A 21,100-nucleotide genomic window follows, 5' to 3' on the forward strand; every position below is an offset into this window, starting at 1 on the left:
AGGCTAACACTTATGCCGGGAACGAAATCACTCAGCAACCGTTCCTTCCCATTGTGGCGCACAACGTGCTTGTGTAGCGTGAAGATTGGTGGCACTGGCTAGTCCGCGACGGCGGACTTACTGTACTCAAGCCAAAGGAGCACAATCATGGAAACGGTAGAAGCGACCATTGATGTAGGCGTCCCAGTGAGCACGGCGTACAACCAATGGACACAGTTCGAGTCCTTTCCGAACTTCATGTCCGGGGTTGAGTCCGTGACCCAGCTGACCGACACGACGAACCACTGGATCACCAAAATCGGCGGCGTGGAACGCGAGTTCGACACAGAAATTGTGGAGCAGCACCCCGACCAGCGCATTGCCTGGCGCAGCCTGGACGGCAAGTCCCATGCCGGTGCCGTGACCTTCGAGCGGCTCGGTCCTGACAGCACCAAGGTCGCGGTCCGCTTCGAATGGGACCCGGAGACCTTCACTGAAAAGGCCGGTGCCAAGCTGGGGATCGACACTCTCCAGGTGAAGTCGGACCTGAAGAAGTACAAGGAGTTCGTCGAAAACAGAGGAGCCGAAACCGGCGCCTGGCGCGGCACCGTTGATGACATCGCCGCGGGCAGTGCCGGCCAGGCTGCCGCAAACATGGACGAGGACCTGCCGCCGGGACGCCCGGTCTAGCCTCGTGAAATGCGCTCAATAAGTGAGCGCACTCAGGCAGTTGCCAGCTTCTTCAAGGCTAATTTACAAAATGGGGTCGTAGCGTTTTAAGCACCTCATCAAAGGTGCGAGTGAACAAGACACCGGCTGGTCCTAGAGCCTCCCCCAACCTCCTGGACCAGCCGGTGTCGTTCGTTAAGGCCACCGCGGACGTGCCCTAGGAGCAGAGCGCCTCAGCTTCTTCAGCTCGCGGGGTACGGCATTTTCTTCAGGCTGGATGCCAAATGTACGGCGTTGCGGGCGGACGTCGCCGTCGTCGTTGCTGTTACCTGCGGCGTTTCCGGCAGGTCCTGGAAGTCGGTGCTGTGCATGGCCTCCCCGACCCAGTATGTGGATCCCTGTGCCGGAATGCTGAAGCCGACGTCGTCCAACCCCTGGTAGAGCTCGGCGGTGACATGGTGGGCGCCATCTTCATTCCCGACGACGGCAACCATGGCCACCTTGCCATACATGCTGGGCCGGCCTTGGCCATCCGTCTCGGACAGCTCCGCATCCAGCCGCTCCAGAACCTTTTGCGCAAGACTTGCCGGATGCCCCAGCCAGATCGGCGTGGCGAGCACCAGAATGTCCGAGGCGAGAATCTGCTCCCGGATCCGGGGCCACTCGTCGCCGTCGCTCATGTCTGTCTGGACGCCTGGCTTGATGTCGTGGTCCACCACCCGGATCAGATCGCACTCGACACCTTGGGAACTTAGTTGCTGGATGACTTGACTGGCGAGCAACTCGCTGCTCGAGGGCTTGGGCGACGGCGTCAAGGTGCAGACCAGGGCAAGGGCTTTGAGCTTCACATCATCCATGGGGCCATTCTGCCGACGATGCCAGTGGGCTGCTACCCTGAACGCCATTTTCGCTTTCAGGTTATTCACAGGCGGTTCCGGGTTTGCATTCATGTAAAGGCTTTAGTGTTGAAAACACCTCATAGGTGCGAGTGATTACGGCACCGGCGGTCGGAGTTTCCCCCAACCTCCCGATCCGCCGGTGCCTTCTCTTTTGTCACGTGTGTTAAGCGCCGGCGCAATCGGGAACCATCCACCGTTGGCGGCGATGCGATAATTCAGCCATGACTGATGCAATCGCCTACCAGGGTGAACCCGGCTCCAACTCCCATATAGCGTGCACCGAAGTGCGCCCGGACTGGGAGGCTGTGCCGTGCGCCAGCTTCGAGGATGCCTTTGCTCAAGTCACCAGCGGCCAGGCAAAGCTGGCCATGATTCCCATCGACAACTCAATCGCCGGGCGCGTCGCCGACATCCATGCAATGCTTCCCAACACCACGCTGCAGATTATTGAAGAGCATTTCCTGCGCATCAGGTTCAGCCTGTTGGGAATCCCCGGCACCAGCATTGACCAGGCCAAGGAAGTCCACAGCCACATTCATGCATTGGGGCAATGCCGAAAGCTGATCCGCGAGCTCGGTCTCAAACCCGTCATCGCCGGCGACACCGCCGGGTCCGCCCGGGAAGTCAGCGAATGGAAGGATCCGTCCAAGGTTTCCCTGGCGCCGCCGATGGCAGCCGAGCTCTACGGACTCGATGTGCTCGCCCATGATGCCGAGGACGATCCCACGAACACCACCCGCTTCGTGGTGCTGGCGGACAAACAGCCCATCCCCAGCCGCGAAGAACTCGCGGGACCGGCAGTGACCAGCTTCGTCTTCCGCGTCCGGAACGTTCCGTCAGCCCTTTACAAGGCGCTGGGCGGCTTCGCCACCAACGGAATCAACATGACCAGGCTGGAAAGCTACATGGTCGGCGGCGAGTTCGCGGCCACAATGTTCATGGTGGACGTGGAAGGCCATCCCGAAGACACGGCGATGATCCACGCGTTTGAGGAACTGGATTTCTTCACCACCGAAATCCGGATCCTCGGCGTCTATCCGGCGCATCCCTTCCGGCTCAAGACCGCTTAGGAAAACCGTTCCGACCGGGAGCGGCGGCCGCGAAACAGGTCACCCGCTGCCGGGATTCAGCACTTCGTCCAGGTTGAACTTCACTGGTTCTTCCAACTGTTCGTACGTGCAGGACCGCGGCTCCCGGTCCGGCCGCCAGCGGGCAAACTGCGTGGTGTGTCGGAACCGTTCGCCCTCCATATGGTCATACTTCACTTCGAGCACGCGCTCGGGACGCAGCGGTGTGAAGGACAGGTCCTTGCCCCCGCTCCACCGGCTGCCCTCGGAATTGCGCGGGGTCCGGGTGCCCTCTTCCTGCTTCGCCCACGCCCACGGGTGGTCATCGAAGGTTGTGACCAGCGGCTGCAGTTCGTCGAACAGCTCTTGGCGCCGCTGCATCGAAAACGAACCGGCCACACCCACGTTGGCCAGCTCGCCGTCGTCGTTATAGAGGCCGAGCAGCAGGGAGCCGATCCGGTCCGGACCGCTTTTGTGTACCCGGTATCCGGCGAGCACGCAGTCCACGGTGCGCTCGTGTTTGATCTTGAACATTGCCCGCTTGTTCGGCTGGTAGAGCCCGTCCAGCGGTTTGGCGATCACGCCGTCGAGTCCGGCGCCTTCAAACTCATGGAACCAGCGCGCCGCCACGCCGCGGTCCGCCGTGGCATTCGTCAGATGGATCGGCGGCTTCGCGTTAGCGAGCGCCTTTTCCAAGCGGGCACGGCGCTCGGCAAAGGGCTCGCCGGTCAGGTCGTCGTCGCCCAGGGCCAGCAGGTCAAAGGCAACGAACTTGGCAGGCGTCTGTTCGGCGAGAAGCTTCACCCGGCTTGCCGCGGGATGGATCCGCTGCTGCAGGGCCTCGAAGTCCAGCCGGTCCCCCGAAGCTCCCACCAGGACGATTTCGCCGTCGACCACGCACCGTTCTGGCAGGAGCTCCTTGACCGCTTCGATGATTTCGGGAAAGTAGCGGTTCATCGGTTTTTCGTTGCGGCTGCCGATTTCGACGTCGTCCCCGTCGCGGAAGATGATCGATCTGAACCCGTCCCACTTGGGTTCGAAGCTCATGTCGCCGTCGGGAATCTCGCTGAGGGGCTTCGCCAACATCGGGGCGACCGGGGGCATTACCGGAAGTTTCATGCGTCTCTCCTACCGGACTGTATAGCGGACAGCGACACCGCCGGGTTCCAGGACCTCGGCGCTGTGCGGGACAAACTTTTCCCCTGCGGCCGACGGCGGATACGCCGACAGCCCTTCGCCGAGCACGGTGGGCAGCATGTGCAGGTACAGCTCGTCCACCAGTTCTTTACGGAACAGCAGCCGTGTCAGCGTCAGCGAGCCCCAGACAATAACGTCGCCGCTCTCGGTCTCCTTGAGTTCGTGGATCCGGGCGGGAATGTTGTCGCCGATGACCTGTGCCTCGCCATCGCCCCAGGGAGCCCGGTCCAAAGTTCTGGACACCACGTGCTTGGGCAGCCGGTTGATTAGCTCCGCGATGGGTTCCTCCCGCGGATCAGCTCGCGGCCAGTAAGCGGCGAACATCGAGTAGGTCACCCGGCCGAGCAGGATGGCAGAGCAACCGTCGAGCAAGCGGGTGTTGGCATCCATAATGGACGTCCAGCCGCGGATCTGATCCATGAACCGCAGGCCGCCGTCGGGTTCGGCCGCGTAGCCATCCATCGTGGTGAACTGCTGGATGATGAGCCTGCCCATGATGGTCCTTCCTGCGCAGCCAGGCCACCGGCGTCCGCTGGCCGAATTGAGCGTCCCTCCATCACGTTAGTGTCCGCGGTCCGATTTGGACAGGGCCATGCCGCAAGGCCCTTTTCCCGCCCGGAACTTGGCGCCGACGGGAAAGCACGCGCTGCCGGCGGCGCGTGCTAAGAAAGTAAGGACAGTTCCGGACGGGACAGCCCCCAAGGACAGGACTAACATTGCAATCTCGCCGCATCGGCACCCAGGAGGTCGGCAGCATCGGCCTGGGCTGCATGAATCTCAGCCACGCCTACGGGACTCCGCCGTCGCGGGAAGCTGCCGCAGAATTGCTCCGGCATGCCTTGGACAGCGGAGTGGTCCACTTTGATACGGCGGCGCTGTACGGGGCCACGGCCAATGAGACCCTGGTCGGCGAGGTACTCGGTTCCCGGCGCGATGAATTCTTCCTGGCCAGCAAATGCGGTATGACCAGCGTGGATGGCAAACGCGTGATCGGCGGCCGTCCGGAAACACTCAAAGCCACCTGCGAGGACGCGTTGCGCCGCCTCCGCACGGACCACATCGACCTCTACTACCTGCACCGCTGGGACCAGGACATTCCGATCGAAGACAGCGTGGGTGCCCTGGCCGAACTTGTTGAGGAAGGCAAGATCGGCGGGATCGGTCTGTCCGAGGTTTCGGCGGCAACGCTGCGGCGGGCCCATACCGTCCATCCCATTGCCGCGCTCCAGACGGAATACTCGCTCTGGAGCCGCAATCCCGAGCTCGGTACGCTGGCCGCCTGCGCGGAGCTCGGGACGGCCTTCGTCGCGTTCAGCCCGCTGGGCCGCGGCTTCCTCACGGGGAAGATCCGCGACGTCGATGCGCTGCCGGAAGCGGACATCCGCCGCGCGATGCCGCGCTTCTCCGCCGTGAACTACCCGCGGAACCTGGAACTCCTGGATCAGTTCTCGGGCCTGGCCGGGGAAGCCGGCTGCACTCCCGCGCAGCTGGCCATCGCGTGGCTGCTGCATCAGGGCCAACATGTCATCGCGCTCCCGGGAACCACCAGGGTTCCCCACCTGGACGAGGATCTGGCGGCCGACGCCGTCGTCGTTAATGCGGAAGTGCTTAAGCGGGCGGACGCGCTGATCAACGAGCAGACGGTCCACGGCGCGCGTTACAGTCCCGCGATGCAGGCGGACGTCGACACCGAAGAGTTCTAGGCCGCGCAGGCCGGGCTAGAACCGGTACAGCTCGAACCCGACCCGACGGCTTGCAGTGTCCGGGCCCCCGGTGGTCAGCTCGATCTGGCGCCGGGCCTGGGCTTCAACGGGCTCCGGGCTCAGTGCTTCCAGATAGCGCCGGTGTTCGCTCAGGGACCGGACGGCCCGTTCAATGCTGTCCTCGTCGACGTCCAGCCAGTGCGTGGGGTGCATGGTGCACACGCCTACCCAGCGCACGCCGGCGTGCGGCGGCAGATTTTCGGCGGCGAGCTCGGGGAAGATCCACTCGTTGGCCGCGTCCGCCACCGCGTCCATGACGGCAGTTCCCAAGTTCCGGTGGTCCGGCGAGTTCCAGCTGCCCGGGCCCCAGGTCTGGCCGAAGTTCAGGGTGATGATGCCGTCCGGCCGGTGCCGGCGGATCGACCGGGCGATATCCAGCCGCAGATCGGGGATGTTCTCGATCCGGCCGTCCGCGTAGTCCAGGAACTCCAGGTCCCCGACCCCGACGTGACCGCATGCCCGGCGCTGTTCCTCCGCCCGGATCACCGCGGCTTCCTGGGGATCCAGCCCGGCAATGCCCGCTTCACCCCGCGTCGCCAACACGTAGCCGATGCTCTTGCCCGCCGTGGTCCACTGGGCCACAGCCGCCGCGGCCCCGTACTCGGGATCATCCGGGTGGGCCATAACCACCAGCGCCCGCTGCCAATCGGCCGGCATTTCCGACGACGTTTCCATAGCTGCCTCCCCCGTTCACAGGCCTCTGCATCGGCCCGATGACTGTTGTTCCACCCAGCGTAGCCGCCACGGTATGGCCGGCCACTTGATAACGGCGCCATCTCGCGTCAACGTCCGGAATCTCTTTCCCATTACGGTCATTGTCGTCGGGGAGCCGCATCCCTACCATGGAAGAACCTCAATACCCGTCCCTGCGGGACACAGCCCCGAACCACAGCTTTCCCTTCATCCGCGCACTTCTCACGCCCCAAGGATCTGCCGTGAAAAACCTGCCCCGCCGACTGGCCATGCGTACCCTGGCCGCCCTTGACCTGCACTGCGCCCGCTGCGATTCGGTGGGAGAACACCGCCTGGACAAGCATCTGGGCAGACCCGGAACCCAGGTCGCCCCGATCGTCCGGGCGCGGCAGTACGTGCTGGTCTGCGCCGCCTGCGGCGTAGTCCAGGAACTGTCGGAGCAGCAGAAAAGATCAGTCCTGCACTACACCGCCCGCCCCGCAACGGCCTGACCGCGCATTACGTCCTGTTGCCTGGGCTTGACCGGCGGCCGGTCAAGCTCTTAGCGTGATAGCTGAATCATGAGCGCCAACATCAAGCCCTGGCTTGTTGGCCGGCAACCCTCTCGTGCGTAGCGGGGTGCTCCAGGTGATGATTCGGCCGTACCGAAGAACAGCGGTTCGGCAAGTACCGCGTATCCGCCCCACGTCTTGAATCGGGCCAGCGGATCCGCCTGATGGCAAAGGACAGCCCGCGATGCCCCTGAGTGACGACCTGCAGCCCGACACCCTCCGCAGCGCCTTCGGCCGCTTCCCCTCCGGTGTCGCTGCTCTGTGCGCCCTGATCGACGGCGCGCCGCAGGGAATCGTGGCGTCGTCCTTCACCGTCGGCGTCTCCATGGACCCGCCGCTGGTGATGTTCGCGGTGCAGAACACCTCCCGCACTTGGCCGGTAGTCCGGCAGGCCGGACGGATCGGCGTCTCAATCCTCGGCGCCGGGCACGACGGCGTCTGCCGCCAGATCGCGTCGAAGACCGGGGACCGCTTCGCCGGCCTGCCCCTGCACTCCACGGACGAAGGCGCCCTCTTCCTTGAGGAAGCCGCGCTATGGCTGGACTGCTCGGTGGAGCAGGAAGTCCCCGCCGGAGACCACCACGTGGTGCTGCTCCGCGTGCATGGCCTGTCCACTCACGACGGCGCCCACGAGCCTCTGGTCTTCCACGGCTCCGCGTTCCGCCGGCTCGAACAGCCCGCCTACATCTGAGGAAACCCCGGCAAATCACGACGGCGGCTGCCTCGGTTTCGGGGACCGGCGATGGACCGTACCAAACCGCAACGTTGCCACGTTGAGCCTAAGCGGAGTCGTTGGAGGACGGGTCGTCCAGGTTCCCGTCCAGCAGGCTCAGAAGCTTCAGAACCGCCGGATTGGTATTGTTCTCGTTCCACGCCACTTCAAGGTCCACGCGGTTCAGCGCTTGAGTACCGCGGGAGCCCTCGATCTCGCGGAACCGCACCCCCGGCGGTGAGAACGCCCGCGTTGACGCCGGAACCAGTGTCACGCCCAAGCCCGCTTCCACGAAGGCCAACAGTGCCGGGACCTGGCTGGCGTACTGGGTGATCCGGGGCTCCGCGCCGGCGCTGGCAAACAGCCGCAGCACCAGGTCGTGGAAGTAACGGGCCTCGCTGGTCGAGTACATCATCAGAGGCTCACCGCTCAGGGCCTGCAGCGGCAAGGACTCCCCCTCCTCCAGCAACGGGCTCTCCGCGGGCAAGGCAATGACCAGACGGTCCTGCATCACCGGCCGGTACTTGATGCCCGGCCGTGCAACGATGGGCCGCAGCAACCCGATATCTACCGTGCCTTTGACCAGTCCGTCCATCTGGTCCGTGGATACCAATTCGCGCAACAGCAGGGAGACGCCTGGCTGTTCATTGGCGGAGCGTCTCAGGAGCCTGGGCAGCGCGCTCTGGCCTGCGATGGCGGTGTAGCCAATAGTGACGGCGCCGGCGTCTCCTGTTGCCACGCGCTGAACGTCCAGCTGGGTTTTGATGGACAGGTCAAGGATCTGGCGGGCGCTGGGCAGCAGCGTCCGCCCCGCAGCTGTCAGCTCGACTCTACGGCTCGTGCGGTCGAAGAGCTGGGCGTGCAGTTCCTTTTCCAATAGCTGGATCTGCCGGCTCAGCGGCGGCTGCGTCATGTTGAGCCGCTCGGCTGCTGCACCAAAGTGAAGCTCCTCAGCTACCGCGATAAAAGACTCCAGCTGGATCAGCGTAAACATCAATGCGCTCCTTGTATTGTTCCGTACCTATTTTAGCTTGGACGCGCATCGACGGCGGCACCTATCGTCAGAGTAGTGCAGGCGACAACGAAGCGCCGGTCCTTTAGCTACCAAGGAGACTAAATAATGCTTGACGGTGTGCTGTTCTTCCCCATTACGCCCTTCGCCCGCGATGATTCCGTGGATCACGGCGCACTCAAAGAACATCTGGAGCATGGGCTGAAATTCAGGCCAGGCGGTATTTTCGTCGCTTGCGGGACGGGCGAATTCCATGCCCTTTCCCTGGTCGAACTCTCCGATGTGGTCACCACCGCCGTCGCTACAACCGCGGGGCGCGTGCCGGTCTATGCGGGAGCCGGCGGTGCGCTGGCGCTCGCCAAGGAACAGGTCCGTCTGGCGGAATCGGCTGGAGCCGACGGCATCCTGCTCTTCCCGCCTTACCTTGTGAGCAGCCCGCAAGAGGGTCTGGTGGCATACGTCAGGGCAGTCGCCGGGGTGACTTCCCTGCCCGTCATCGTCTATCACCGTGCCAACGCCCGCTTCACGGAAGCCTCCGCCGCGGAGATTGCCCGCATCGATAATGTGGCCGGGCTGAAGGACGGCGCCGGAGATCTGGACTTGATGGCGCGCATTGTCCGCGCCGTCAAGGATGAGCTGGCGGGAACAGGCAAGGACTTCCAGTTCTTCAACGGCCTGCCCACAGCCGAGGCATCCCAGCAGGCTTACCGTGCCATCGGCGTGACCCTGTATTCATCCGCCACCTTCGCGTTTGCACCGGAGCTGGCGGTCGCCTTCTACCAAGCCCTCGAAGCCGGCGACGAGGAGCGTCTCGGCCAACTGAGCCGCGAATTCTTCCATCCCCTGGTGCGGCTGCGCGATTCGGTGCCGGGTTACGCCGTCGCCCTGGTCAAGGCAGGCGCCGAACTCGGCGGAATCCAGAGCGGGCATGTCCGGGCGCCTCTGACGGACGCCTCGGAACAGGACCGCGAAGAGCTCAAACGTCTGCTGGCCGCTGGCCGCGCCCTGCTGGGCTGAGGGGCGAGCCGTGAGCGAATCGATAATGGAACAGGCTCCTGTGCTGGCCAACCTCGGCCAAGCCGCTATAACCGGCGTAACCATCACTCCCGTCGCCTTCAAGGACCCACCCCTGCTCAACACCGTGGGCGTCCATGAGCCGTTTGCCTTGCGGGCGATCGTCGAGGTCCACACGGATGCCGGCGTCAGCGGCCTCGGCGAAACCTACGGCGACGAGGCGCACCTGGCACGGCTCCAAGCGGCCGCCCGCTCCCTTCCCGGCACGGACATCTTCAACATCAACCAACTGCGGGCCAAAGTTGCCGCAGTGCTGGCCGCAGACACCAGCGAAGGCGGCCATGGGATGAGCGGGATGGTCACCGGCTCCAGCACCACGGATCGTGTCCTGTCCCCCTTCGACGTCGCGGCCTTGGACATCCAAGGCAAGCTGCTGGGCCGCCCCGTCAGCGACCTGCTCGGCGGCGCCGTCCGGGAGTCCGTTGACTTCAGCGGATACCTCTTCTATAAGTGGGCCGGGCACCCGGACGCTGAGGAGGATTCCTGGAGTGAAGCACTGGACCCGCAGGGCATCGTCGAGCAGGCCCGCCGGATGGTGCGGGACTACGGTTTCACCGCCCTCAAGCTCAAAGGCGGCGTGTTCGAGCCCGATCAGGAAATCGCCGCCATCAAAGCACTGCGCGCGGAATTCCCCGGCTTGCCGCTGCGGCTGGATCCGAATGCGGCTTGGACAGTCGAGACGTCTATTCGAGTGGGCCGGGAGCTCGACGGCGTGCTGGAGTACCTCGAAGATCCCACTCCCGGCATCGACGGCATGGCCCAGGTCCGCGGCGGGGTGCCAATGCCATTGGCCACCAACATGTGTGTGGTGAGCTTCGCCGACGTCGCGCCTGCGGTAGCCGCCGGGGCAGTGGATGTCATCCTCTCGGACCATCATTTCTGGGGCGGTCTGCGCCGTTCGCAGACGCTGGCGGGAATCACGGACACATTCGGCCTAGGGCTGTCCATGCATTCGAACTCCCACCTTGGGGTCAGTCTGGCGGCCATGGTCCATCTGGCAGCCGCTACCCCGAATCTGGACTACGCCTGCGATACGCACTGGCCTTGGAAGGATCCGGAAGAAGATGTCATTCTTCCCGGTTCGCTGGAGTTCAAGGACGGCGCCGTCGAGGTTCCCACGCTGCCGGGACTGGGCGTGGAACTGGACCGGGGCCGGCTGGAGAAACTGCACCGCCAGTACCTTGACTCCGGGCTCCGAAGCCGCGACGACACGGGGTACATGCAGCGGATCCATCCGGCCTACGAACTCAAGTGCCCGCGATGGTGACGATCCAGGAAGGCACGGCAGTGGAGCGGCCGCTGAACATAGTGGTCACCGACCCGATCATCAGCCGATTCGAGACGCAGCTAAAGCACGACGGCGGGCCGCACCGCTGGCAGATGGCCGCGGCTTGGGATGCAGACCGGCAATGCAAAGCAATTGCCGACGCGGACGTGGTGGTCTGTTCGGCCCTTCCCGCCGAGCAGGCCGCCGCAGCCTCCCGGCTGCAACTGGTCCACGTCACCGGGGCGGGCTTCGACAAAATTGCGATGGGGTCACTGGCCCCGACCGTGGTTGTGGCGAACACGTTCCACCACGCCCGCCCCATTGCCGAACACGTCCTGATGGTCACCCTGATGCTCTCGCGCCGGGTTCTGACGGCGGACCGCGAGATCCGCGCCGGGAACTGGCAGACCATCGCCACCAGCCCGGACGTACCGTTCCACCCGACATTGGATTCCATGGTGCTGGGGTTGGTGGGTCTGGGCTCGATCGGCACCGAAGTCGCCCTGCTCGCCCAAGCCATGGGTATGACGGTGAAGGCCGTCCGCAACAACCCGGCCGCCGTACTTCCGGAGGACCTGCATCCGGCGTGGGTGGGCGGTCAGGACGAACTGCCCAAGCTGCTGGAAACTTCCGACGTAGTGGTAGTGACCGTCCCGCTGGACGCGGCCACGCATGGACTGATCGGGGCTGGCGAAATAGCCCGGATGAAGAGCTCAGCCGTCCTGATCAATGTGGCCCGCGGACCGGTAGTGGATCAGGCGGCGCTGTACGAGGCGCTGGCGGACGACCGCATCGCGGGAGCCGGGCTCGACGTCTGGTGGGGGCCACCTGCGAAGGGCAGCATCCCGCCGGCGAACTTTCCCTTCGAGACGCTGCCCAACGTCGTCGTAACGCCCCATAACTCCGGCCATGCGCGCGTGACCTTCGAACGCCGTGCCGCGGACATTGCGGCCAACATCGCCAATCTGGCCGCGGGACGGCCGCTGTTCAACATCGTGCGCGCCGCTCACTAGAACGACGACGGCGAAGGAGAGGCCTGGTTCCGGCAGTTGCTTGCTGGGACCAGGCCTCTCCTTCGTTATCAGGCCAGCAGCAACCGGCCCGCCAAAAGGACGGCGCCGAATCCGGATGCTGCGAGTGCTGTGAGACGCAGCCGGCGGCGGTCCAGGAAACGGTTGGTGTAGCGGGAGACGACGTAACCGGCCAATGCGGCAGGCACCATCCAGGCCGTCAGGACGAGAACTTCGGTCGTCACCTGACCAGCCGCCGCAAGTGCCGCCAGTGAAACCGCTGAGCCGACCATAAAGAAGGCGCTCATGGTGCCGCGCAGCCGTGCGCCCTGCTGCCCTTGCCACACCAGCGCCATGGGAGCACCGCCGATGGACGTCGAGGTCCCCATGACGCCGGAGGCAGCCCCCGCAGCAATCAAATTCGCCCGGCCCGGGAAGGGTGACCAGCCGAAGAAGGCCAGCACTACCCCCAGCAGAACAGCTGCGGCGACCAGCCAGGCCAGCCCCTCGCCGGGGAGGACCACTACCAGCCAGGCACCGAACAGGCTGCCGGGAATTCTGCCTACCAGCGCCCAGCCGGCCCCCTTGAGATCAAGATGAGCCCGCTCCCGGGCAGTGACCATGGTGGTCAGCAGCAGGGCCAGGATGATGATGCTGGCGGGTAGCAGAGCAGGGTCTACGAGTGCGATGACTGGAGCGGCGAGCATGCCCATGCCGAAGCCGATCGAGGACTGCAGGCCGGCTGCAGCGAAGACGGCTACGGCAATGAGGGCATACTCGGCCGCGCTCACTGGGCCGGCGCCGGGTCCGGGTTCCGGACCTCGATCGGCTCGAGCGGGAAGTGGCATTCGGCAGCATGCGAGGCGTCTCCGGGGGCGGGGACGGCCGGGGGCAGCTGCTCGGCGCAGATGTCCTGGGCCTTCCAACAGCGGGTCCGGAAGCGGCAGCCCGAGGGCGGGTCCAGCGGCGAGGGTATTTCGCCCTGCAGAATGATCCGGTTGCGCTCCGCGCCGGTGACATCCAGCTTGGGGGAAGCAGACATCAACGCGGCCGTGTACGGGTGGCGGGGACGGTCGAAGACTTCCTCCGTTGCGCCGGTCTCGATGATCCGGCCCAAATACATCACTGCAACCCGGTCCGCGACGTGGCGGACCACGGACAGGTCGTGCGAGATGAACACGTAGGCCACGCCGAGCCGCTGCTGCAGGTCGTTAAGCAGGTTCAGCACTTGGGCCTGGACGGAGAGGTCCAGGGCCGAGACCGGTTCGTCCAGGATGATCACGTCGGGATTCAAGGCAAGCGCTCGGGCGATGCCGATGCGCTGGCGCTGGCCGCCGGAAAATTCCTGCGGAGACTTCTTCGCGTCCGAGGGCCGCAGCCCCACCATGTGCAGCAGTTCACGGACCCGCGCATCACGTTCTCGCGACGTGCGGTAGAGGTCCTTGTGTGCCCGCCACGGCTCGGAGATGATTTCTCCGGCGTTCATGCGGGCATTCAAGGACGCGAACGGATCCTGGAAGACCATCTGCACCCGCCGGCGCCAGGCCAGCAGTTCCTTGCCGCGCATGTCGAAGGGGTCCTGTCCGTCGAAGCGCACGGTTCCGGAGTCCGGCCGCTCCAGCATCATCAGGGTCCGGGCCAACGTGGATTTACCGCAGCCGGATTCGCCCACCAGGCCGAGCGTTTCGCCGCGCTCTACCGACAGGCTGATGCCGTCCAGGGCACGCAGCTGGCTGTTGCCCGAGGGCCCTTTGGGGACGTGGAAGGTCTTGGTGACGCCCTCGACTTCGAGCAGCGTCCCGCTCCCCTGCGGCCGGGTCAGTGTTTCAGTCATTGTCCAGCTCCTCGCTGAAGTGGCAGGCCGCAGCCCGCACGGTGACAGGCAGCGCCGTGGCTGTGGCAGGCCGGACGGAATGGCGGCCCGGACTCCCGCCGTCGTCGTTGATTGGCAGCAGTTCCGGGCGCTGGGCCCGGCAGATCTCCTGCGCCATCGGGCAGCGCGACTGGTATACGCAGCCGGGCGGGATGTTGTGCAGTTCGGGCGGGCTGCCGGGAATGGAGTTCAGCTCCCCGCCGCGTTCGGCGTTGACCGGCACCGACTCCAGCAGGCCCTTGGTGTAGGGGTGGCGGGGGTTGGAGAAGACATCTGCCACGCGCCCGGTTTCCACCACATTTCCCGCATACATGATCGCCACGGTGTCCGCTTCTTCGGCGACAACGGCCAGGTCGTGGGTAATGAGCACTACGGCCATGTCGCTTTCCTCGCGGAGACTGCGCAACAGGGCCATGATCTGTGCCTGAACCGTGACGTCCAGGGCAGTGGTCGGCTCATCGGCGATCAGCAGCCGCGGGTTCAACGCCACCGCCATAGCGATCAGGATCCGTTGGCGCATGCCGCCGGAGAACTGGTGCGGGTACGCGTTGACCCGGGACTCCGGCTCCGGAATGCCGACGCGTTTCATGAGTCCGATGGCCTTTTCCTTGGCCTGCTTCGCGGAGAGTCTATGGTGGATCCGGAAGGCCTCGCCCAGCTGCGTGCCCACCGGATAGACCGGGTTGAGAGCGGTCAACGCGTCCTGGAACACTATGCCCAGCTCCGGTCCGGCGAACTTGCGCCGCTGCCGCGGACTGAGCGCGGCCAGGTCCGTCCCGTTCAGGATGATCTCGCCGCCGATCACGTCCGCGATCGGATCCAGCAGCCCGGCAACGGCCTTGGCCGTCATGGACTTGCCGCAGCCGGATTCGCCCAGCAACGCCAAGGTCTCCCCTGCACGCGCTTCGAAACCCACATTGTCCACGGCCCGCACCGTGCCGCGGCCCGTGCGCAGGTCCACGGTGAGTCCTTCGACTTTCAGCACCGTGGTGCCGGTCTGCCCGGCCGTAACCGGCGAGGCCTGGGTCTGAGCGCTCATTACTTCGACTCCTCGGTCTTGACAGGAATGCGGGCGATCAGGCGTTTGCGCGGCAGCGCCAGACGCCAGCGCTGCGCCGGATCGGTGGCGATCCGCAGCCAGGCCGCCAGCACGTTCGCGGCGATGGTGGTGATCACGATGGCCAGACCTGGGAAGATGGAGAGCCACCACGCGGTCTGCAAGTATTGCCGGCCTTGAGCCACCATCAGCCCCCAGCTCACGTCCGGCGGTTGGATGCCAATACCCAGGAAGCTCAGGGATGACTCGGCCAGCATGACGTAGCAGAACTCCAGCGTGGCAAGCGTCAGCAAGGTCGGCAGCACCACCGGGATGACATGGCGGCCAATGATCGCGTTAGGCCTGGCGCCGAAGGTACGCGCCGCGTCCACGAACGTCCGGCTTTGCAGCTCCGCCGACTCGGCGCGGGCGGTACGCAGATAGATCGGGATGCGGGTGATCGCCAGGATCAGCACAATGTTGGCAATGCTGGGGTTGAAAACGTAGAGCACGACGACGGCGAGCAGCAGCGAGGGGAAGCTCATGATCACATCGGCGATGCGCATGGAGACGGTTTCGCGCCAGCCGCGGTGGTAGCCGGCCCACACTCCCCAAAGAGAGCCGATAACCAGCGCAATGCCGACGGCGGGCAGGGCCACGGAGATCGTGGTCCGGGTGGCCACCACCAGGCGGCCGAGCACACTGCGGCCGAGGGAGTCGCTGCCCAGGAAGTACTCCCAGCCGTTGGCCAGGGTGAACGGCGCCTTGTTCGCGAACATGAGGTTCTGCCTCGTGGCCAGGTCCCCCATCAGCATCGGGCCGAAGAGGGCCACCAGCCCGACGAGGACCAGCACGGCGGCGGCTACGGTGGCGAACTTGTCCCGCAGCAGCAGGCGGAAGAGGCTGAGTTTCTTGTCCGAGTTGTCGGCGTTCGCGCCCTGGGGATCGCTGCCGGGCGGCGGAGAATCCGGGAGGGCGCTGTCAGGTTGTGAAGTGTTAGTGTGCGGCGGCTCGTGGCCGGAGGCGGTGACGGGCGTGGTCATGGGTTCCTCCTACGCCTTCACAGTGGCCGGACGGACGCGTGCATCCAGCAGCGCGTAGCCCAGGTCAATGAGGATGTTCAGGACAAAGATTGCAATCGCGGTCAACAGGACCGCTGCCTGCAGGACCGCGAAGTCGCGCTGCAGGATGGAGTCGATCATGAGCTTACCGATGCCCGGCCAGCCAAAGATGGTTTCCACCACCACCGCGCCGTTGACCAGGCCTACGGTCAGATCGCCCGCCACGGTCAGCGCCGGTGCCGCAGCGTTGCGCAAAGCATGGTGGGTGACCACCCGCACGTCGCCGGCACCCTTGCTGCGGGCCAGTTTGATATACGGCTCGGACAACGCGGAAACCATGGCACCCCGGACAATCTGGACCAACACCCCGAACGGCCGCAACAGCAAAGTCGCAATCGGCAGTACCCAGGCCGAAGCGCCGCCGACACCGGACGTAGGCAGCCAGCCCAGCGTGATGGCAAAGATCCAAATTCCGACAATGGCCAGCCAGAAGTCCGGAATGGAGGCGGCAGCCATCGAGACGAAGCTGGAAATACGGTCAGCAATGCCGTTCGGCTTCAACGCCGCCCAACAACCGACGATCACCGCCAGGATGATGGCCAGCACCATGGTGGTAGCTGCCAGCTGCAGGGTGGCCGGGAAAGCCCGCAGCGCCATGGCTGCCGCGGACTCCCCCGTCCTGAGGGACTCACCGAAGTCCAGCCTGAGGACCCCGCCGAAGTAATCGGCCATCTGCGTCAGCAGCGGTTGGTCCAGACCATGGCGGGCGGTGAAGTCCGCCCGCATCTGGTCCGTCGCGTTCAGCGGCAAATACAGGTTCGCCGGATTACCGGTCAATCGGGCAAGCGCGAACACCCCCACGATCACAGCCACCAACGGCAACGCGCTGGAAAGGATTCGCTTTCTCAGATAGGCCAGCATGGTTTCGTTCCTCGTTTCCCTGCTGTCGTTTTCAGCTGGCCGGAGTCATCTCGGTCAGGCGCAATTCGTCGCCCGAGGATGAGTTAGGCGTGTAGTTGATAGCTGCAGACTTGCCCAAGATGCCCGTCTGGTGTGCGATGGTCGCGAACTGCACGACGTTCTCATTCTGATAGGTGAAGATTTCTTCGTAGGCCTGCTGCCGGTCGGCGCCGGAAGTCTTGCCCGCTTCAAGCAGCCGCTTGTCGAATTCTTCCGTTCCGAATGAGCTTTGGGCACCGTCGCTAAGCATGTACTGCTCAACGGTGAAGGCGGCGTCGCCAGCCTGGTTGCCATGCTGGATCAGGAGCGCGATCGGACCCTGGTCCTCAACGAACGGCCGGATCTGGTACTGCAAGTGTTGCGAGGTTTCGGTCATCTTGAGTTCAACGTTGAGACCTGCCTGGGCCAGCTGTTCCTGCAATACTTGCGACAGCTCCGTGACCTTGGGGAACTGTGCATTGCGGGCTACCAAAGTGATCTTGGTGTCAACCGGCACCCCATCCGCCTTCGCCTCTGCGACAAGGGCCTTAGCCTTCTCAAGATCGAAGGGCCAGGCTTCCAGCGAGGCGTTGTGTCCCACGACCCCTTCGGGGATCAGCTGTCCTGCCACCTTGTCCTTGTTCTGGTACAGGCTGGCGACAATGCCTTCCTTGTCGATGGCGTAGTTGATCGCCTGGCGGACGCGGATATCGTCCAGCGGTGCAGTATCGCCGCTCAGCCGCAGGCCGATCGTCTCGTTGTTCGGGTAATTCACGCCTAGATCTCCGGCACCGTCATCCGGCCCTAGACCCATGGCGATATCGGCTTCGCCGCTCGTCACCATGGCTGCTCGAACCGTGCCCTCGCCACGCCACTGGTACTCAGCCTTGGGGAAGGCGGGAGCATCGCCCCAGTACCCGTCCCAGGTGGCCAGCGTAATCTTCTGGCCGGCATCCCACTGCTCGATCTTGTAGGGTCCGGTGCCGACCGGTTCCCGGACTTTCTCCGTGTCGCTGGTGGAGGTCGGTACCACTTCGAGGAAGGACAACCGCAACGGAAGAATGGGATCCGGTTCCGGCGTCGTAACCTTCAGCGTTGTTGCGTCCACCGCCTCCACCTCCAGATCGGTGTCGCCGAAGACATACCCTTCGACGTTGCAGCCGAGATCGGAGTTAACAGCGCGATCGATAGTGTAGGCGGCCGCTTCCGCGTTGAAGTCGGTCCCGTCCTGGAACTTCACATCATCGCGAAGCTTCAGGGTCCACTCGGTATCGGAGGTTGCCTCCCACTCGGTCGCCAGCAGCGGCTCGAGTTCGCCGGTAGTCGGATTGCGCTCGATAAGGGGCTGGGTGACGTTTGACCGGACAACCACGCCGGTCGAGGTCAGGTTTGCTTCGCAAGCCTCCAAAGTAGGGGGCTCCTGCTGGAGGACCACTCGGAGGGTGTCGGATGCGGCACCGGCGGTAGCACCGGCGGCATTTTCTGAGTTGGCTACGGAGCAACCGCTTAGGAGCAAAGCGGACCCGGCAACGACGACGGGTATTTGCAGCCTGAGCTGTCGTTTGGCGGACGGTGAAGAAGACATCATTGGATTCCTTCGGGTCTGAAGCACTGCATTGGGTTCGTTGTCTACGTATGAAGCTCACGTCTGTGCTGGTGCTCCCCAGCTTGTGGCTCGAAGCGCCAACCGTCAATAAGCAGTTTTTGTGTGAACGGCCGCTAAAACGCCGCCAGACCGGGGCTAATTATGTGACCTCGCCCACCCTTCCGCATGATTCCGCGGATTTTTGCGGCCTTCCGGGCATCAATACACCAAGCGTATTGATCTATCCAATTTCAGAGTTGGACGCGCATCGATCGATATCACTAATGTCCAGACCATGACGACAACCCAAGCAGTGCTGCAGGTAGGTCCCTTGATGCCCGCCGTTCAGGATCCGATCACTACCGAGTACGGTGCCGTGCGTTTGCCGGACGATGCAGATGAACGCGCAGCTTTCCTTGCAGCACGAGGCGCTGAGTTCGGCGTCGCCGTGACGTCCGGGCGTTTCGGTGTCGGCACCGAACTGATGAACCAGCTCCCGCACCTGCGTGCCGTGATTAACTTCGGCGTCGGTTATGACACCACTGATGTAGCGCAAGCAGCCGAGCGGGGCATCGCTGTCAGCAACACTCCCGACGTTCTCAATGACTGTGTCGCCGATACCGCCCTCGCCCTTTATCTGGACGTCCTCCGCCGGATCAGCACCGCGGACCGCTACGTCCGGCGAGGCGACTGGCTAAGCAAGGGCAACTTTCCGCTGGCGACGAAAGCCAGCGGGAAGCGTGTCGGCATTGTCGGACTCGGCCGCATCGGCAAAGTCATCGCACGCCGCTTGGAAGGATTCGATTGCCTCATCTCGTACCACAATCGCCGTCCCGTTGACGGCGTTTCATACGAATACCAGGACTCGCTAATTGATCTCGCCCGGGACTCCGACGTCCTCATCGTGGCCGCCGCAGGCGGGCCCGATTCTGCCGGATTGATCAGCGCGGAAGTTATCGAGGCGCTGGGCCGTGACGGATACCTCATCAATATCGCCCGCGGCAGCGTCGTCGACGAGTCCGCTCTTGCAGCCGCACTCGTCAAGGGAAAACTGGCTGGCGCCGGATTGGATGTCTTCGCCGACGAGCCGAAGGTCCCCGTGGAACTCCTGGGGCTGGACAACGTCGTTGTCCTCCCGCATTTAGGTAGCGGCACCCATGAAACCCGCGCAGACATGGCACAGCTGGCTTTGGCCAACCTCAAGCGCTTCATGGACGACGGCACTTTGGAAACTCCCGTCCTTTAGTCTCCCGCATACACCAGCAAACAGGAGTAAAGATGAGTGTTGCCGTTGGTTTCGTCCCCACGGATGAAGGACGCATTGCCCTGCAAAGTGCCATTAATGAGGCGGCCCTGCGCCGCACCAATCTAAGGATCCTCGGTCCCGCTCTGGCGGAAAACACTCCCGCCGCACAAGCAGAACTGGCGGAAGCTCTCAAGCGTGCCGCGGATCTTGGGGTTCAGGCTGCGGTCCGGGACATGGAGGGCGACGACGACCCTGGCGACCTGATCGTTGATGTCTCCTTCGAGGACGACGTCGAGCTGGTTGTCATTGGTGTCCGCCGCCGTTCCCGGGTGGGCAAACTGATTCTTGGCAGCACCGCCCAACGCGTGATTCTCGAAGCAGGTTGCCCAGTCCATGCGGTCAAACCACCAGTGGGTCCGCGCGGCTGACAGCAGCTCTGCCGACCCCGCCAGCCGCGCTTCGTCTCTCCGGTAGTGTCTGCATATGAAGACGGCTGAGCGACGACCATACGTTTCCGCTACAGTGTCGTCAACGGTTTGTCTTCTCTGGAAGGAGGCCCCATGAGCGCACCTTCTGCGGTGCCCTCCCGGGCGGGCACCGCCGCCCTCAGCGGTATTCGTGAAGTAAAGTCGGCGGCCCGGACCGTGGAAGTTCTTGAGTTTCTCGCTGCACGGCGCAACCGGCCAGTGACGATCCGGGAACTGTGTTCGGAATTGTCCGCCCCGCGCAGCAGCATCTATGCACTGCTGCGCACTCTCACTGACTTGGGGTGGGTCCGCACGGATCCTACCCGCTCCATGTACAGCATCGGAATCAGGGCCCTCCTCGCCGGCACCACGTATCTGGACACGGATCCGCTGTTGCGAATCGTCCAGCCACATCTCGAAGAGCTGGGCAAACGCCTCGGCGAGACCGTGCACTACGGGAGACTGGATGGCTCCGACATTGTCTATCTGGCAACACAGGAATCTCCCGCCTACGAACGGAAATCCAACCGCGTCGGTCGTCGACTCCCCGCTTACGCAACATCACTCGGTAAGGCGGTTCTGGCAAATTTGGGCACCGATTTGGAAGCGCACTTGCCGGAGAAACTGCTGCCCTTGACCCAGCACACGATCACCTCGCGCCGAAGACTCAAGGCTGATCTGGAGGCCAGCAGGAAGAGAGGTTACGCTCTCGATAACGAAGAGAACACCCTGGGTTTGCGTTGCTTTGGAGTAGGCCTCGACTTGGATGACAGTGGCGGCGACGCCTTGAGTTGTTCGGTACCCCTGGATCGTTTGAGCCCGCCCAGGGAGCAGGAGATCGTGAATGAACTCCTCGCGACTGCAACACTAATGCGAAAAATCGTTCGCAGTCTCGACGGCCTGCTGGGCTAACCCGCCGAGAGCCATTCCGCACGCACCGTGACCGGTTTCACAAAACCGGTCTTTCGCGACATGATTGCAGCATAGCCGGAAATAATGT

The 21,100-nt window shown here is 63.9% G+C and carries 22 protein-coding genes and 1 riboswitch; of the genes, 11 read left to right on the top strand and 11 right to left on the bottom strand.

What is annotated here, in order from left to right:
- The first annotated feature begins 147 nt into the window (after positions 1–147).
- The gene (locus J5251_RS00850) at positions 148–669 is read left to right on the top strand and encodes an SRPBCC family protein (RefSeq protein WP_139004389.1); all 522 of its coding nucleotides are present in this window, start codon (positions 148–150) and stop codon (positions 667–669) included.
- Positions 670–890: 221 nt separating this feature from the next.
- Here J5251_RS00850 and J5251_RS00855 read toward each other — a convergent pair whose 3' ends face one another.
- Positions 891–1,505 carry a flavodoxin family protein gene (locus tag J5251_RS00855; RefSeq protein ID WP_139004388.1) on the bottom strand — a complete coding sequence of 205 codons (615 nt, stop codon included), beginning with the start codon at positions 1,503–1,505 and terminating at the stop codon, positions 891–893.
- Between the two features lie 263 nt (positions 1,506–1,768).
- Here J5251_RS00855 and J5251_RS00860 point away from each other — a divergent pair, with 263 nt between their 5' ends.
- A complete protein-coding gene (locus tag J5251_RS00860) occupies positions 1,769–2,617 on the top strand; it encodes a prephenate dehydratase (protein ID WP_139004387.1) in 849 nt (282 codons plus the stop codon).
- A gap of 39 nt (positions 2,618–2,656) precedes the next feature.
- Here J5251_RS00860 and J5251_RS00865 read toward each other — a convergent pair whose 3' ends face one another.
- Entirely contained in the window at positions 2,657–3,733 is a 1,077-nt protein-coding gene (locus tag J5251_RS00865; RefSeq protein WP_139004386.1) for an ATP-dependent DNA ligase, read from the bottom strand.
- A gap of 9 nt (positions 3,734–3,742) precedes the next feature.
- The gene (locus tag J5251_RS00870; RefSeq protein WP_139004385.1) at positions 3,743–4,306 is read right to left on the bottom strand and encodes a dihydrofolate reductase family protein; all 564 of its coding nucleotides are present in this window, start codon (positions 4,304–4,306) and stop codon (positions 3,743–3,745) included.
- A gap of 221 nt (positions 4,307–4,527) precedes the next feature.
- Between J5251_RS00870 and J5251_RS00875 the strand changes: the two genes are divergently transcribed.
- A complete protein-coding gene (locus J5251_RS00875) occupies positions 4,528–5,514 on the top strand; it encodes an aldo/keto reductase (RefSeq protein ID WP_139004384.1) in 987 nt (328 codons plus the stop codon).
- Between the two features lie 15 nt (positions 5,515–5,529).
- Here the strand turns inward: J5251_RS00875 and J5251_RS00880 are convergent, their stop codons facing one another.
- On the bottom strand, positions 5,530–6,249 hold the full coding sequence (locus tag J5251_RS00880; protein WP_139004383.1) for a PIG-L deacetylase family protein: 720 nt from the start codon (positions 6,247–6,249) through the stop codon (positions 5,530–5,532).
- 260 nt (positions 6,250–6,509) lie between these two features.
- Here J5251_RS00880 and J5251_RS00885 point away from each other — a divergent pair, with 260 nt between their 5' ends.
- Positions 6,510–6,758, top strand: coding sequence for a hypothetical protein (locus J5251_RS00885; RefSeq protein WP_139004382.1), 249 nt, complete (start codon positions 6,510–6,512; stop codon positions 6,756–6,758).
- Positions 6,759–6,823: 65 nt separating this feature from the next.
- A riboswitch (SAM riboswitch) is annotated at positions 6,824–6,942 on the top strand.
- Between the two features lie 60 nt (positions 6,943–7,002).
- A complete protein-coding gene (locus J5251_RS00890; protein WP_139004381.1) occupies positions 7,003–7,509 on the top strand; it encodes a flavin reductase family protein in 507 nt (168 codons plus the stop codon).
- Between the two features lie 88 nt (positions 7,510–7,597).
- Here J5251_RS00890 and J5251_RS00895 read toward each other — a convergent pair whose 3' ends face one another.
- Positions 7,598–8,524, bottom strand: a complete 927-nt coding sequence (locus J5251_RS00895) for a LysR family transcriptional regulator (protein ID WP_208574967.1) — start codon at positions 8,522–8,524, stop codon at positions 7,598–7,600.
- 123 nt (positions 8,525–8,647) lie between these two features.
- Between J5251_RS00895 and J5251_RS00900 the strand changes: the two genes are divergently transcribed.
- From J5251_RS00900 to J5251_RS00910, 3 genes are read left to right on the top strand one after another with little or no spacing between them, the layout of a single operon-like run.
- A complete protein-coding gene (locus tag J5251_RS00900; protein WP_205676794.1) occupies positions 8,648–9,559 on the top strand; it encodes a 5-dehydro-4-deoxyglucarate dehydratase in 912 nt (303 codons plus the stop codon).
- A 25-nt stretch (positions 9,560–9,584) separates the two neighbouring features.
- The gene (locus J5251_RS00905) at positions 9,585–10,883 is read left to right on the top strand and encodes a glucarate dehydratase family protein (protein ID WP_208576006.1); all 1,299 of its coding nucleotides are present in this window, start codon (positions 9,585–9,587) and stop codon (positions 10,881–10,883) included.
- Positions 10,877–11,896: a 2-hydroxyacid dehydrogenase gene (locus J5251_RS00910; RefSeq protein WP_139004378.1), complete on the top strand. Its 1,020-nt coding sequence runs from the start codon at positions 10,877–10,879 to the stop codon at positions 11,894–11,896. The genes J5251_RS00905 and J5251_RS00910 overlap by 7 nt, the downstream gene beginning before the upstream one ends.
- A gap of 68 nt (positions 11,897–11,964) precedes the next feature.
- Here J5251_RS00910 and J5251_RS00915 read toward each other — a convergent pair whose 3' ends face one another.
- The 6 genes from J5251_RS00915 to J5251_RS00940 are packed head-to-tail and all read right to left on the bottom strand — an operon-like array spanning position 11,965 to position 18,387.
- Positions 11,965–12,684, bottom strand: a complete 720-nt coding sequence (locus J5251_RS00915) for a sulfite exporter TauE/SafE family protein (RefSeq protein ID WP_139004377.1) — start codon at positions 12,682–12,684, stop codon at positions 11,965–11,967.
- On the bottom strand, positions 12,681–13,727 hold the full coding sequence (locus J5251_RS00920) for an ABC transporter ATP-binding protein (RefSeq protein WP_139004376.1): 1,047 nt from the start codon (positions 13,725–13,727) through the stop codon (positions 12,681–12,683). Before J5251_RS00920 ends, J5251_RS00915 begins: the two co-directional genes overlap by 4 nt.
- Complete coding sequence (locus J5251_RS00925) at positions 13,720–14,805, bottom strand: ABC transporter ATP-binding protein (protein ID WP_139004375.1); 1,086 nt, start codon at positions 14,803–14,805, stop codon at positions 13,720–13,722. The genes J5251_RS00920 and J5251_RS00925 overlap by 8 nt, the downstream gene beginning before the upstream one ends.
- Positions 14,805–15,845, bottom strand: a complete 1,041-nt coding sequence (locus J5251_RS00930) for an ABC transporter permease (protein ID WP_139004374.1) — start codon at positions 15,843–15,845, stop codon at positions 14,805–14,807. The genes J5251_RS00925 and J5251_RS00930 overlap by 1 nt, the downstream gene beginning before the upstream one ends.
- Before the next feature lie 9 nt (positions 15,846–15,854).
- Entirely contained in the window at positions 15,855–16,784 is a 930-nt protein-coding gene (locus J5251_RS00935) for an ABC transporter permease (RefSeq protein WP_139004373.1), read from the bottom strand.
- 31 nt (positions 16,785–16,815) lie between these two features.
- Positions 16,816–18,387, bottom strand: coding sequence for an ABC transporter substrate-binding protein (locus J5251_RS00940; protein WP_205676783.1), 1,572 nt, complete (start codon positions 18,385–18,387; stop codon positions 16,816–16,818).
- Positions 18,388–18,682: 295 nt separating this feature from the next.
- Between J5251_RS00940 and J5251_RS00945 the strand changes: the two genes are divergently transcribed.
- The 3 genes from J5251_RS00945 to J5251_RS00955 all read left to right on the top strand — a co-directional run bounded on the left by J5251_RS00945 (position 18,683) and on the right by J5251_RS00955 (position 21,012).
- The gene (locus tag J5251_RS00945; protein WP_139004371.1) at positions 18,683–19,633 is read left to right on the top strand and encodes a 2-hydroxyacid dehydrogenase; all 951 of its coding nucleotides are present in this window, start codon (positions 18,683–18,685) and stop codon (positions 19,631–19,633) included.
- Positions 19,634–19,665: 32 nt separating this feature from the next.
- Positions 19,666–20,061: a universal stress protein gene (locus tag J5251_RS00950; RefSeq protein WP_139004370.1), complete on the top strand. Its 396-nt coding sequence runs from the start codon at positions 19,666–19,668 to the stop codon at positions 20,059–20,061.
- Positions 20,062–20,193: 132 nt separating this feature from the next.
- Positions 20,194–21,012, top strand: a complete 819-nt coding sequence (locus tag J5251_RS00955) for an IclR family transcriptional regulator (RefSeq protein ID WP_139004369.1) — start codon at positions 20,194–20,196, stop codon at positions 21,010–21,012.
- Positions 21,013–21,100: the final 88 nt, after the last annotated feature.

It is taken from the genome of Arthrobacter crystallopoietes, assembly GCF_017603825.1.
In the GTDB taxonomy this organism is placed as follows: domain Bacteria; phylum Actinomycetota; class Actinomycetes; order Actinomycetales; family Micrococcaceae; genus Crystallibacter; species Crystallibacter crystallopoietes_B.